This window comes from Nitrosomonas sp. H1_AOB3, from assembly GCF_015709435.1.
In the GTDB taxonomy this organism is placed as follows: Bacteria; Pseudomonadota; Gammaproteobacteria; order Burkholderiales; family Nitrosomonadaceae; genus Nitrosomonas; species Nitrosomonas europaea.
In genome coordinates, this window is record NZ_CP054389.1 from 611,669 (window position 1) to 624,228 (window position 12,560).

13 protein-coding genes are annotated in these 12,560 nt (G+C 50.3%); 7 read left to right on the top strand and 6 right to left on the bottom strand.

The window, feature by feature from the left end; genetic code table 11:
• Positions 1 to 59 precede the first annotated feature (59 nt).
• The 3 genes from rpmG to radC form a co-directional block, all read right to left on the bottom strand.
• A complete protein-coding gene (rpmG, locus tag HRU73_RS02985) occupies positions 60 to 215 on the bottom strand; it encodes a 50S ribosomal protein L33 (RefSeq protein WP_011112034.1) in 156 nt (51 codons plus the stop codon).
• A gap of 37 nt (positions 216 to 252) precedes the next feature.
• Positions 253 to 489, bottom strand: coding sequence for a 50S ribosomal protein L28 (gene rpmB, locus HRU73_RS02990; RefSeq protein ID WP_011112033.1), 237 nt, complete (start codon positions 487 to 489; stop codon positions 253 to 255).
• A 68-nt stretch (positions 490 to 557) separates the two neighbouring features.
• Positions 558 to 1,232 (bottom strand): RadC family protein, encoded by a 675-nt coding sequence (gene radC, locus HRU73_RS02995; RefSeq protein ID WP_011112032.1) that lies wholly within the window; start codon positions 1,230 to 1,232, stop codon positions 558 to 560.
• Between the two features lie 146 nt (positions 1,233 to 1,378).
• Between radC and coaBC the strand changes: the two genes are divergently transcribed.
• Genes coaBC through HRU73_RS03010 form a run of 3 tightly spaced genes read left to right on the top strand, consistent with a single transcriptional unit; the run spans position 1,379 to position 3,481 of the window.
• Positions 1,379 to 2,608 (top strand): bifunctional phosphopantothenoylcysteine decarboxylase/phosphopantothenate--cysteine ligase CoaBC, encoded by a 1,230-nt coding sequence (gene coaBC, locus HRU73_RS03000; RefSeq protein ID WP_287399393.1) that lies wholly within the window; start codon positions 1,379 to 1,381, stop codon positions 2,606 to 2,608.
• On the top strand, positions 2,595 to 3,044 hold the full coding sequence (dut, locus tag HRU73_RS03005) for a dUTP diphosphatase (RefSeq protein ID WP_287399394.1): 450 nt from the start codon (positions 2,595 to 2,597) through the stop codon (positions 3,042 to 3,044). Before coaBC ends, dut begins: the two co-directional genes overlap by 14 nt.
• Complete coding sequence (locus HRU73_RS03010; protein ID WP_287399396.1) at positions 3,038 to 3,481, top strand: DUF192 domain-containing protein; 444 nt, start codon at positions 3,038 to 3,040, stop codon at positions 3,479 to 3,481. The genes dut and HRU73_RS03010 overlap by 7 nt, the downstream gene beginning before the upstream one ends.
• A gap of 38 nt (positions 3,482 to 3,519) precedes the next feature.
• On the opposite strand, the gene ffh is transcribed toward HRU73_RS03010, so the two are convergent.
• Complete coding sequence (ffh, locus tag HRU73_RS03015; protein ID WP_287399397.1) at positions 3,520 to 4,866, bottom strand: signal recognition particle protein; 1,347 nt, start codon at positions 4,864 to 4,866, stop codon at positions 3,520 to 3,522.
• A gap of 137 nt (positions 4,867 to 5,003) precedes the next feature.
• Here ffh and HRU73_RS03020 point away from each other — a divergent pair, with 137 nt between their 5' ends.
• Together HRU73_RS03020 and xerD are read left to right on the top strand one after the other, a co-directional pair.
• Positions 5,004 to 5,834: a cytochrome C assembly family protein gene (locus HRU73_RS03020; RefSeq protein ID WP_287399398.1), complete on the top strand. Its 831-nt coding sequence runs from the start codon at positions 5,004 to 5,006 to the stop codon at positions 5,832 to 5,834.
• A gap of 144 nt (positions 5,835 to 5,978) precedes the next feature.
• Complete coding sequence (xerD, locus tag HRU73_RS03025; RefSeq protein ID WP_287399399.1) at positions 5,979 to 6,896, top strand: site-specific tyrosine recombinase XerD; 918 nt, start codon at positions 5,979 to 5,981, stop codon at positions 6,894 to 6,896.
• A gap of 136 nt (positions 6,897 to 7,032) precedes the next feature.
• On the opposite strand, the gene HRU73_RS03030 is transcribed toward xerD, so the two are convergent.
• A complete protein-coding gene (locus HRU73_RS03030; RefSeq protein WP_287399400.1) occupies positions 7,033 to 9,591 on the bottom strand; it encodes an Rne/Rng family ribonuclease in 2,559 nt (852 codons plus the stop codon).
• Between the two features lie 486 nt (positions 9,592 to 10,077).
• On the opposite strand from HRU73_RS03030, the gene HRU73_RS03035 reads away from it, so the two are divergent.
• Complete coding sequence (locus HRU73_RS03035) at positions 10,078 to 11,064, top strand: RluA family pseudouridine synthase (protein WP_287399401.1); 987 nt, start codon at positions 10,078 to 10,080, stop codon at positions 11,062 to 11,064.
• A 46-nt stretch (positions 11,065 to 11,110) separates the two neighbouring features.
• Here the strand turns inward: HRU73_RS03035 and HRU73_RS03040 are convergent, their stop codons facing one another.
• Positions 11,111 to 11,797 (bottom strand): arylesterase, encoded by a 687-nt coding sequence (locus HRU73_RS03040; RefSeq protein ID WP_287399402.1) that lies wholly within the window; start codon positions 11,795 to 11,797, stop codon positions 11,111 to 11,113.
• Between HRU73_RS03040 and HRU73_RS03045 the strand changes: the two genes are divergently transcribed.
• Positions 11,796 to 12,506 carry an ABC transporter ATP-binding protein gene (locus HRU73_RS03045; protein ID WP_287399404.1) on the top strand — a complete coding sequence of 237 codons (711 nt, stop codon included), beginning with the start codon at positions 11,796 to 11,798 and terminating at the stop codon, positions 12,504 to 12,506. The genes HRU73_RS03040 and HRU73_RS03045 overlap by 2 nt on opposite strands.
• The last annotated feature ends 54 nt before the right edge of the window (positions 12,507 to 12,560 follow it).

Sequence of the window (12,560 nt, forward strand, 5' to 3'; positions counted from 1 at the left end):
ACAAAAAAACCCGCATACGCGGGTTTTTTTGTTATTAGGACTAACTTACAAGAAATACTTTATTTAAGTTTTGTCTCTTTGTAGGTTACATGCTTCCTAGCTACCGGATCAAATTTTTTGATTTCCAGTTTTTCCGGGTTGGCACGTTTGTTTTTGGTCGTAGTATAAAAATGACCTGTTCCTGCTGAGGATTCCAATTTTATTTTCTCGCGCATAGATATACCTTTCTCTGTTTGTTTTGCAGAGCGCTAATCAGACACGCTCTCCGCGTGCGCGCATGTCGGCAACTACTGAATCAATACCGTTTTTATCAACGGTACGTAACGCAGCATTGGTAAGGCGCAGACGTATCCAGCGATTTTCGCTTTCCAGCCAGAAGCGGCGTGATTGAAGGTTTGGCAGAAAGCGGCGTTTGGTTTTATTGTTGGCATGAGAGACATTATGACCACTCATGGGGCGCTTCCCCGTGACTTGACATACACGCGCCATGTTACATAACTCCTGTGATTAAAATACCGAAGCCCAACATAATAGCTTGTATGGATATGTTTTTCAATTTAAATTAGGCCACGTTCCGCAAATGACACGACTTCACTGCTGCCGATGACAAAATGATCGAGTACCTTCACATCCACCAGTGCCAGTGCCTGTTTGAGGGATTGGGTCAATATCTCATCTGCTGTACTGGGTTCAGCGATTCCAGAAGGATGATTGTGTGCAAAAATCATAGCTGCTGCGTTGTGATAGAGGGCACGTTTGACAACTTCACGCGGATAAACACTGGCTTGTGTCAATGTACCGTTGAATAATTCTTCGGTAACGATCGTTCGATGTCTGGCATCCAGAAAAATACCGACAAAAACTTCGTATGGTTTTCCTTTCAGGCTCAGACAAAGATAGTTGCGTACGGATTGCGGAGAATCCATGATGTCACCATTCTTGAGCTCTTCCGCTAATGCGCGTTTTGCCATTTCCATAACTGCTTGTAGTTGTGCAAATTTTGCCGGTCCCATTCCAGGCAGCTCGCTGAATTCGTGCAGGCTTGCAGCACATAATTTTGTCAGACTGCCGAAATGAGTCAGCAGCTTGCGAGCCAGCTCGACAGCGCTGACCCCGGTAATGCCGGTACGCAGAAAAATAGCCAGTAATTCCGCATCTGAAAGGGCGGCGGCACCTTTCTCGATCAGTTTCTCCCGCGGGCGCTCAGCCTCCGGCCAGTCAGAAATTGCCATGTTTGAATGAATCCTGTAAAAGTGAATACGCTTGACTCCGGTGATGTGAGTGGAACGGTCATTCCAGCCAAAAATGAATGGCTGTTTTATTCTTTTACTGAAAAAATAATGTAACTATCTGAATATAAATATATCTATTGCTTAATATGATTCTGGTTGATGCGCTTGCAGGAAAACGTCTGTTGCTGGGTATAACGGGCGGTATTGCTGCCTACAAAGCAGCGGAGCTGGTCCGGCTCCTGATGCAGGAAGGGGTTGAAGTACAGGTTGTGATGACTGAATCTGCCTGCCGGTTCGTCGGTACGGCTACGTTGCAGGGACTTACGGGCAGACAGGTATTTACTGAACTTTGGGATATCGGTATGTTGAACGGTATGGCGCATATCAATCTTTCCCGGGAGGTGGATGCGCTTCTGATTGCACCGGCAAGTGCCGACTTTATTGCCAAGATCGCGCATGGTCTGGCAGATGACTTGCTATCTGCGCTTTGTCTGGCACGAGATTGTCCATTGCTGATAGCACCTGCCATGAATGTACAGATGTGGGAAAATGCTGCCACCCGGCGCAATCTCGCTACTTTACGGCAGGATGGCGTTACGGTGCTCGGACCTGGCAGTGGCTACCAGGCCTGTGGAGAAATCGGAGAGGGGCGCATGCTCGAACCGGAAGATTTACTGGATAAGGTTCGCTGCTTTTTTCAGCCTAAATATCTTTCAGGTAAGCGGGTACTGGTTACAGCGGGCCCGACTTTCGAAGCATTGGATGCAGTCAGGGGGCTTACCAACCTGAGTTCCGGGAAAACCGGTATAGCAATTGCACAGGCAGCACTTGAGGCCGGTGCACAGGTGACTCTGGTATGCGGTCCGGTTTGTCCTCCCTTTCCGGCAGTCGATAAGCTGACCCACATTGTCAGTGCCAGTGAAATGTTCTCTGCCGTAAAAGCAGAAGTGGAGGGTCATGATATTTTTATCAGCGTTGCAGCTGTTGCGGATTATCGTCCGGCTGAATGCCACCCTTCCAAACTCAAAAAAACGGTAGCAGATATTACGCTGACCCTGATACCCAACCCGGATATTCTGCAGTATGTCGCCAATCTGCCTAACCCTCCGTTTTGTGTGGGGTTTGCAGCGGAAACGGAGGCAATCGAACAATATGCCGCAGAGAAAAGGAAAAGGAAGAAATTGCCGCTGATCGTTGCCAATAATGCTGTTGAAACTATCGGTTCAAACGAAAGCTCCCTGATTCTGCTGGATGACGAAGGGACGTACTATCTGCCAAAGGCCAACAAAAATATACAAGCCCGGTTGGTCATGGCGCATATCGCCCATCTCTATGATAAACGTAAGGGATATACCCATCATAATGAAACAAGTTGATATCAAGCTGCTCGATCCGCGTCTGAAAGATGTTTTTCCCGGCTATGCCACACCGGGCTCGGCCGGCCTCGATTTGCGTGCCTGCATCGATGAAAGAATGGAAATCCATCCGGGGGAAACGCTGTTGATCCCGTCGGGTATTGCCATTCATCTGGCTGATCCCGGTTTTGCCGCAATGGTTCTGCCTCGTTCCGGCCTGGGACATAAGCATGGAATCGTGCTGGGCAATCTCGTGGGGCTGATCGATTCAGATTATCAGGGGCAAATCCTGGTTTCCTGCTGGAATCGAGGTCAGGCAGGATTCACGCTCGATCCGATGGAGCGGATCGCACAACTGGTTATCGTACCCGTGGTACAGGTCGGTTTTAATGTCGTGGAAAATTTTCAGCCGAGTCAGCGCGGAGAACAGGGGTTTGGAAGTACCGGTAAATGTTGAGATCCTGCCTTGCTGTATTGCTGATGGTCAGCAGTTTGTCGAATACGGGTGAAGCTGAGGATCAATCGCTGCCAGTCGTGAAACTCAGTATTCTGGATCATGTGATCACCGTCGAGTTGGCAGATACGACTGCTGCTCGTACGACAGGGCTCATGTATCGTACGTATCTTCCTGAAGACAGCGGTATGCTCTTTGTTTTTCCGGTTGCCGGCATTCACTGTATGTGGATGAAAGATACGACTCTTCCTTTGAGTGTTGCTTTTCTGGATGAGGCAAAAGAAATCATTAATATTGCCGAAATGACTCCGGAAACGCTGATTCCACACTGCTCTGTTCGTGCTGCACGTTATGCGCTGGAAATGAATACGGGCTGGTTTGCAGCACGAAAGATCGAAGTGGGTGACCAGGTTATGCAACTCCTGGACACCGGGAGGTAGCATACCAATGTCCGTCGGACTGTTACACCGGCGTTTATCTACCGCATGTTTGGGAGCATTCCTTTGACTGCTCTCATCATTTTTGCCATACCACCTTTATTCATCATTTTCATCATCTTGCGTGCTTGCTCGAATTGTGAGAGTAGGCGATTGACTTCCTGTACGGAAACACCGGAGCCTGCAGCAATTCGACGTTTTCGGGAAGCTTTGATAATCTCCGGCTTGATCCGTTCCTGAGGTGTCATGGAGTTGATGATGCCTTCGGTACGGTTGATGATTTTTTCATCGACATTCATGTTTTGTGCGGCCTGACTCAACTGGTGAGGCAGTTTTTCCAGCATGGCGCTCATGCCGCCCATTTTTTTCATCTGCTGAAACTGTTGCTGGAAATCGTTGAGATCGAAACTCTTGCCTGATTTCATTTTCTTCATCAGGCGTTCTGCTTCTTTCTGATCTGATGTTCGCTGTGCTTCCTCGATCAGTCCGAGCACGTCCCCCATACCCAGGATGCGCGAAGCCATGCGGTCGGGATAAAACGGTTCCAGCCCGTTCAGCTTTTCAGCGACACCGGCAAATTTGATCGGTTTGCCGGTAATGTGCCGGACAGAAAGTGCCGCTCCTCCACGTGCATCACCATCGAGCTTGGTGAGAATTACACCAGTCAGTGGCAGTACTTCTGCAAAGGCTTTGGCGGTATTGACCGCATCCTGTCCCTGCATGGCATCGACGACAAACAATGTTTCAGCCGGCTTCAGCAATTGTTCCAGCTGACTGATTTCCCGCATCATGGCTTCGTCGATACCCAGTCGTCCGGCAGTATCGACGATTACCACGTCATGATGATGCTTACGTGCGAAATCCAGGGCTGCAGTACAGATTTCAGCAGGTTGCCGGCCGGTTTGTACCGGGAAGAAATCGGCTCCGGTTTGTTCAGCCAGCAGCGCCAGTTGATCGATTGCCGCGGGGCGATAAACGTCGCAGGACACCAGCAGGACCTTTTTCTTCTGATCCATCAACCATTTCGCCAGTTTGCCGCTGCTGGTGGTTTTACCGGCACCTTGCAACCCTGCCATGAGAATGACAGCAGGCGGAGCAACATTCAGATTGAGTTCCGCCTTGTCGCCGCCCATGATGGCGACCAGCTCCTCATGAACAACACCGATGAGTGCCTGGCCAGGAGAGAGTTTGTCCAGTACTTCGTGACCGATTGCGCGTTGCCTGACTTGCTCGATGAATATTTTGATGACCGGCAAGGCTACATCTGCCTCGATCAGGGCCATGCGTACCTCGCGCAGCGCATCCTGAATATTGCTTTCAGTCAGGCGTGCCTCACCACGCAACGTTTTGATGACACCGGAAAGTCGTTCGGTTAAATTGTCAAACATGTAAGCTCCTGTAGAAACGGTATTCGCTGGCGAGAGTGACGCCCTGTGTTAAACTTTGCTGCCAGACAGTACTTCTGCTTTATTCGGACGAAGAGTAGACTGGCTGCTTCTTCGCCAATTGTTCAGACCGATTGCCAATGCCCAGCATTCTAACTTATCTCAGTGCTTCATTGCTTTACGGGATTGCCGGATGGTATTTCTGGCGAGCCATGCGTACCGACACATCTGCTGCAGGAGCAGTGCCGAATGTGAGGCTGCAGCAGTATGTAATGCTGCTTCCACTGTTAGTACACGGTCTGGTGCTTTATCACGCCGTGTTTATGGATAATGTGCTGAGCTTCGGTGTCGGGAATGCCATTTCGGCCATTGTTTGGCTGACTGCGGTGATTTACTGGGTATCCGGATTCTTTTCATCATTGCGGGGATTACAGAATCTCATCGCTCCACTTTCAGCCATAGCAGCGATCGCCGTTCTGATACCATTACTGCTGCCTTCCATCCATCCGCTTGCTCATGCCGGGATGACAGCCTTCAAGGCCCATTTGCTGGCAGCCATGCTTGCTTACAGTCTTTTCACGATTGCGGCCTTGCACGCAGTGTTGATGACGCTGCTCGAACGTCGCTTGCATCATTCAGAGGTCTCCCCGATATTCTCACAACTGCCACCGCTCCTGGTGATGGAAAAAATGCTATTCCGTCTTGTATGGGTTGGATTTATCCTGCTCAGCCTCACTCTGCTCAGTGGCATTGTTTTCTCGGAGGAATTATTCGGCCAGTCTGTCCCATTCACACATAAATCATTATTCGGTTTCATTTCCTGGGGAATATTTGCCGCTTTACTGGCGGGAAGGCATCTGTACGGGTGGCGCGGCCGCACTGCCATTCGCTGGATGCTGGCTGGATTTGTTGCACTTGTTCTGTCCTACATCGGCAGCAAATTCGTGCTGGAAATCATTCTCAACCGGTAATCAGGATTCCGGAAGTCATTGTGCTGATCAGCAGCAGTTCTTCTTGAGAATAGCTGAAAGTTTCTTTTGCCACTATTGACCGGAATCACAGATTGACAGGGTGATGTGCGCCAGAGCCCTGATTTTTTCAGAGATATGCTCCGCATGAACATAACCGACACCAATATCCGGATGCTGGATGAGTTTACGGATGCCTTATGGTTGGAGGATGGTCTGTCCCGTAATACATTGGCCAGCTATCGGGCAGATCTGATGCAACTGGTTGAATGGCTCGGCCGGCAGCCAAGGACAAACGGATCATTGAGTGACGTAACACAAGCTGATTTGCTGTCTTTTCTGTCCGACAGGATCGGGCAGGGGGTGAAAGCAAGTACTACTTGCAGGGCGCTCACCTGTATCAAACGGTTTTACCGGTATCTGTTACGCCAGGGGAAAATCCTGGCGGATCCTGCCACGAATATAGATAGTCCGAAAATCTCCCGCCATTTACCTGTAAGCCTGACTGAGACGGAGGTGGAAGCACTGCTGGCAGCACCGGACACCCGGCAGCCACTTGGTTTACGTGACCGTGCCATGCTGGAAATACTTTATGCTGCAGGGTTGCGTGTTTCAGAGCTGGTTGGATTAAGCATTTCCCAAATTCGCCAGGATATGGGAGTGGTGCGTATCTTAGGTAAGGGCAGTAAGGAGCGTCTGATTCCTCTGGGTGAGGAAGCATTGCACTGGCTGAGCTTGTATCTTCAGGAAGCGCGCCCGGTACTGCTGGCGGGCAAACATAGCAATATGTCATTCGTGACCACACGTGGTGATGCCATGACCCGCCAGGCATTCTGGTATCTGATCAAGCGCCATGCACGACAGGCAGGAATCGTAAAGCTGTTGTCTCCCCATACACTTCGCCATGCCTTTGCTACTCATTTACTCAATCATGGTGCTGATTTGCGAGTGGTGCAACTGCTGCTTGGCCATAGTGATATTTCAACTACGCAAATTTATACTCATGTTGCACGCGAGCGGCTGAAGCAATTGCATGCCCGGCATCATCCAAGGGGGACGCTGTAACTTGTGAGCCTTCGATGATGAGCTTTACACGGCGATCAGATTTGAATCGATTTGTGGAGAGTTTCTATGGCATACCTGATCGCGCAGTGAGTTTGCCCAACAGGCACGCCATAGAGATTTTCGCCTGACGATTGTATCAGTCTCTGGTTTCCACTTGCACCAGAGGTTCTGCATTGTCAGCAGTCGGTTCTGCCGAACGACGGGGCCGGCTGCGCGGCCTTCTGGAAGGCGCTGGAGGAACTTCTTCTGTCTCGGATATCTTATCCGGAGCTGTTTCTATCATGATCAATCCGCTCTGGGCGAGATCCGGTAACTCGATCGTTTGATGAGGATGCGGTTCAACCGTTACCTGATACTCGCTATCCGGTTCGCCGCGGGTATGGATTGTTTCAGTTTCAATGATCTCGGCGGACGTTGTTACCTGATTCTCAATGATATCGTTTGTCGGAGTCGAGCTGGTGTCCCCGACTGGTTCCACCGGGAGCAGGAGTATATTCTCGGTATCTTTGCTGTCATCATCAGAAGATACAACGGGTTCGACCGTTTCATTTTCTCCGATTGGTATCACTTCATCCTGCCCGGTGGCCGTGTTCAGATTTATCTGATCTTCCCGGTCACGATGCAAACTTCCACGACGGCGGCGTGAACGGCCTCGTTTTTCTGTTTTTCTTTCACTGGTAGAGTCTGCTGTAGCAGCTGTATCTGCCGGTGTTGTCGATACATCGAGCTGATCACTTGCCACTTCGAGCTTCTGCGGCGGATTCTGGCGGCCATTTTTGCGATGTTGCCGATCATTGCCGGTAGCACGATCGGCAACAGGATGCTCTACTACAGGGCGATCGAGCAGTGACGAATGGCCTGCTTCCTGCAATGATCCGTTTGCCGTTACCTGGGTACTGGTTTTCGTACGTTTGCTGCGGCCGCGATCGCGCCGGTTGCGACTACGTTCACCGCGAGAAGGTTTTGTCTGAGATTCTTCCGCAGCTTGATCGGTTTCTGTCCGGTTGCTGCCTGCCGGCCTGAACAGACTGAAGAATTTGTCCAGGAATGAAAGCTGTTCTCGAGGTTTTTCTTCAGGAACGGGGGCGGGTTGCTCGGGCTTGATACCGGTTACCGCTGCTTTGGGCCGGGTTGCCCGGGTTTCCTGGGAAATAGAGGGGAGTGTGACTTCTTCGGAGGTCTTTTCCACCATTTCGTAACTTGGCGGTAATTCGGTTGATTTGATGTCTTCATGGCGCAACCGGGTAATCGTGTAGTTGGGCGTCTCCATATAGATGTTGGGGATCAGGATAATCCCGACTTTCAGACGTGCTTCGAGCCGATATATCTCCGATCGTTTCTCGTTCAGCAGAAATGTGGCAACATCCACTGGCAGCTGTACCTGCAGCATACTGGTCTGCTCTTTCATCGCTTCTTCCTGGATGATTCTGAGAATATGCAGAGCGGATGAATCCGTTCCCCGAATATGACCGGTACCATGGCAGCGAGGACAAGGGATATAGTTTCCTTCCCCGAGAGAGGGTCGCAGTCGTTGCCGCGATAATTCGAGTAATCCAAAGCGGGAGATTTTACCGATCTGGACGCGTGCACGATCCAGGCGCAATGCCTTGAGCAGACTGGATTCCACTTCCCGTTGATTGCGGGTGACTTCCATATCGATAAAATCGACCACTACCAGTCCGCCCAGATCACGCAGGCGCAATTGCCGGGCGATTTCATCGGCTGCCTCGAGATTGGTGTTGAGCGCAGTGGTTTCGATGTCTGAACCACGTATGGCACGTGCTGAATTGACGTCGATGGAAACCAGTGCCTCGGTATGGTCAATGACAATCGAGCCACCTGAAGGCAGAGTAACCTGACGGGAGTAGGCTGTCTCGATCTGGTGTTCGATCTGGAAACGGGAAAACAGTGGAATATCATCCTGATAGAGTTTTAACCGATCCACGTTCGCCGGCATGACATTTGCCATGAACTGATATGCCTGCTCATATATTTCAGGGTTATCGATCAGGATTTCACCGATTTCCGCGTGGAAATAATCACGAATGGCACGGATCACAAGGCTGCTTTCCTGATAAATCAGGAAGACACCTTTCTCGTTACTGGCGGCCTCTTCAATGGCACGCCAGAGCTGTACCAGATAGTTCAAATCCCATTGCAGTTCTTCTTCATTGCGTCCGATACCTGCGGTGCGTGCAATGATGCTCATGCCTTCAGGTACCTGAAGGTTGTTGATGACTTCACGTAATTCTGCCCGCTCTTCCGCGCTTACCCGGCGTGAAATACCGCCACCCTGCGGGTTGTTGGGCATCAGGACGAGATAACGCCCGGCCAGAGAGATGTAAGTAGTGAGGGCAGCACCTTTGTTGCCACGCTCATCCTTGTCAACCTGTACAATCAGCTCCTGACCTTCACGTAACAGGTCGGCCACACGATGACCGGACCAGTCGGTATTCCTGTCGAAGCAGGTTGGAGCAATTTCCTTATAAGGCAAGAAACCATGACGGCCGGCGCCGTAATCGACGAAGGCAGCTTCAAGACTGGGTTCGAGGCGGGTGACAGCTGCTTTATAAATATTACTTTTGCGTTGTTCCTTGCCCAGGGTTTCGATATCGATATCGATGAGTTTCTGCCCATCTACGATGGCGACGCGCAGCTCTTCAGGCTGGGTCGCATTGAATAACATACGTTTCATTTAGTGTCTCCCGCGCTCAATTTACGGGCGAATTTCTCGTTCACTGCCAATGTGGCATCTGATGGTTTTTTGCTTGGGTGTGTCTGTAACCCGGTTGGTTGGATCATGATGCGGATGATGATTTTGGTATCCTTTGAAGTTGACCAGTCAATAACTGACAGCCGGTGTTTCGATTCCACAACCGACCGGATCAGAAACGGGCGAGATACAGAGCCTGCAGAGAACATACCCTGTGTATCCGGGTATGGAATCAGGAACTTGAATATGTGTACGTCGAGCGCGCAAATTAAATATCATCGCTGCTTGTTATATGGTGAGCGACATTAACCAGCCGGAAACTGGCTTTATCCAGCGTATGAAAACGAAAATCCGGGTACATGACTACTTGACTGACCACGCAATCGCTTCATGGTGAAAAAACAGATTTACAGGAATTCGGGTGTGAAAAGTATAGGTAAAAGCAGGGTGCCCGGTAAAGAGAAAATTATGCCGGGTATTATATCGGAACATGCGGTTGTTAAACAGATTGATGAAACTGCTGAAAGCCAGCGTATCGACAATTTTCTCATCAGATCGCTGAAGGGAATACCCAGACGTCATATTTATCAACTACTTCGCAGTGGGCAGGTGCGTGTCAACAGTAAACGTATCGATGCCAGCTATCGTCTGCAGCTTGGTGACAAAGTCCGTATTCCACCCGTTATCAGGTCGGTGAAGCCGGTATCCAGTCAGGGAGTGTATCGGACAGATCGCTTCAATATCCTGTATCAGGACGACCATCTGCTGGTGATCGATAAACCGGCCGGGATCGCGGTTCATGGAGGCAGTGGCATCAGCCATGGTGTGATCGAGCAGTTGCGCGGACAACATCCGGACTGGAAATTTCTGGAGCTGGTGCATCGCCTTGACCGTGAAACCTCGGGTATTTTGCTGCTGGCCCGCAAACGTCAATCTCTGTTGGAGTTGCACCGGCAGATTCGTGAAGGAACGGTGGAGAAGCATTATCTGACACTGGTTCGCGGAAAATGGAAAAATTCGGTACAGAATGTCCGTTTACCATTGAATAAATATTTGACTGCAGAGGGAGAAAGACGTGTTGCCGTTGCTGCTGGCAGAAATGATCAGGATAAGGCACAGCAAGCGCATACGTTGTTTACTTTGCAAAAGGCATGGGAAGATTTCAGCTTGCTTGATGCCGAACTCAAAACCGGCCGTACTCACCAGATTCGTGTGCATCTGGCCTATCTTGGCTTTCCCATAGCAGGGGATGATAAATATGGTGATTTTGGATTGAATAAACAGTTACAGAAGGATGATGGGAGGGGGCAAGTATTGAGGCGCATGTTTCTGCATGCTTCGGCATTCACCTGTACACACCCGGTGACAGGCGATCTTTTACGTCTGGAAGCACCATTGCCGGATGAGCTACGCGTATTTTTGAGAAATCTGGATTTGAATGTCCATTTGCCCTGATACGCCTTCTGTGAAGCCGAAACTCTGTGTGTTCAGAAAATTTTTATCATGGCAGGATTGCTTCTGTACTGGTTTTATCGGCTGATTCTTCGCTGGCGACGGGTGCTCGGACTGATTTCAGCACAGCAGTCAATGCCGGCCAGACATTATCCAGCATTTTTTCCTGAGCCTGGATAGTGGGATGGATTCCATCGGCCTGGAAGGATTCGGGCTGATCGCCAAAACCTTCCATCAGGAATGGAGCCAGCTGTAATTGTTGATCCCGTGCCAAGCGTGGATAGATATCACGAAACTTTTGCGTATAACTTATGCCATAATTGGGCGGCAGTTGCATGCCGACCAGTAATGGAGTGGCATTGTACCGTTTGCAGGCCAGAATGATTGCTTCCAGATTTTCATAAATGGAGGTGATCGATCGACCTTGCAGACCGTCATTTGCCCCCAGTGCAACGATAACGATATCCGGCACATGGTCGTTGAGTGCCTGTTCAATCCGGTTGCGCCCGCCCAAGGTAATTTCCCCGCTGATGCTGACGTTTATTACTCTGTAATCGGGAGACTGGTTTTGTAATCGCCGCTCAAGCAGATTCACCCATCCGGTTCCCGGTGGCAGGCCATATCCTGCGGACAGGCTGTCGCCCAGCACTATGATACTGGTGCCTGTTCCAGGCCAGGCTGAACTGAGTGAGAAGATACTAAACAAACATAATATGACGAACAGCAGTTTTTTCATGGTAAATCAACTCCCAGCTGAACAATCGGTTTCTGTGAACAATCAGCCTATCATACAGGCCAGCGGTTTAACCAGAGAGGTTGACACGGGTGAAATCCGACTGACCATTCTGCAGGATATCAATCTGGAGATCTGTGCTGGAGAATCGATTGCCGTTGTCGGCGCTTCCGGTTCTGGGAAATCAACCCTGCTCGGCTTGCTGGCAGGGCTGGATGTACCGACCCGTGGAACGGTTTTTCTCGATGGGGAAGATATTTTCAAGCTGGATGAAGACGAACGTGCCGGTTTGCGTGGCAGATTGCTGGGGTTCATGTTTCAGTCGTTCCAGTTGCTGCCCTCACTGACCGCGCTTGAAAATGTCATGTTGCCGCTGGAGCTGTCAGGTGCTGGTAATGCCCGTGAAGTTGCACATTCCTGGCTTGAACGGGTAGGGTTGGAGAAAAGGATCAGGCATTATCCCAGGCAGCTTTCCGGGGGAGAGCAACAGCGTGTGGCTATCGCGCGGGCTTTTGTCACCCGTCCGAAAATGTTGTTCGCCGATGAGCCGACCGGTAACCTGGATGCAGCAACCGGAGCTCAGATCATTGACCTAATGTTTGCTATCAATCGGGAGCAGGGAACGACACTCATTCTGGTAACACACGATGAAAACCTTTCTGCCCGTTGTTCCCGTGTCATCAAGCTAGTTGCCGGCCGGGCGGTTGACTGATTCGGGTTTGATTTTCCGCTTTTTCGTATTTCCAGCCAATTGTCCGAGGGTATC

Excerpts from the sequence above, each read along its gene's own strand:
- coaBC (WP_287399393.1), top strand. The coding sequence starts at position 1,379 with ATGATTCTGGTTGATGCGCTTGCAGGAAAACGTCTGTTGCTGGGTATA.
- HRU73_RS03020 (WP_287399398.1), top strand. The coding sequence starts at position 5,004 with ATGCCCAGCATTCTAACTTATCTCAGTGCTTCATTGCTTTACGGGATT.
- HRU73_RS03030 (WP_287399400.1), bottom strand. The coding sequence starts at position 9,591 with ATGAAACGTATGTTATTCAATGCGACCCAGCCTGAAGAGCTGCGCGTC.
- HRU73_RS03010 (WP_287399396.1), top strand. The coding sequence starts at position 3,038 with ATGTTGAGATCCTGCCTTGCTGTATTGCTGATGGTCAGCAGTTTGTCG.
- ffh (WP_287399397.1), bottom strand. The coding sequence starts at position 4,866 with ATGTTTGACAATTTAACCGAACGACTTTCCGGTGTCATCAAAACGTTG.
- rpmG (WP_011112034.1), bottom strand. The coding sequence starts at position 215 with ATGCGCGAGAAAATAAAATTGGAATCCTCAGCAGGAACAGGTCATTTT.
- HRU73_RS03040 (WP_287399402.1), bottom strand. The coding sequence starts at position 11,797 with ATGAAAAAACTGCTGTTCGTCATATTATGTTTGTTTAGTATCTTCTCA.
- xerD (WP_287399399.1), top strand. The coding sequence starts at position 5,979 with ATGAACATAACCGACACCAATATCCGGATGCTGGATGAGTTTACGGAT.
- rpmB (WP_011112033.1), bottom strand. The coding sequence starts at position 489 with ATGGCGCGTGTATGTCAAGTCACGGGGAAGCGCCCCATGAGTGGTCAT.
- radC (WP_011112032.1), bottom strand. The coding sequence starts at position 1,232 with ATGGCAATTTCTGACTGGCCGGAGGCTGAGCGCCCGCGGGAGAAACTG.
- HRU73_RS03035 (WP_287399401.1), top strand. The coding sequence starts at position 10,078 with ATGCCGGGTATTATATCGGAACATGCGGTTGTTAAACAGATTGATGAA.
- HRU73_RS03045 (WP_287399404.1), top strand. The coding sequence starts at position 11,796 with ATGGTAAATCAACTCCCAGCTGAACAATCGGTTTCTGTGAACAATCAG.
- dut (WP_287399394.1), top strand. The coding sequence starts at position 2,595 with ATGAAACAAGTTGATATCAAGCTGCTCGATCCGCGTCTGAAAGATGTT.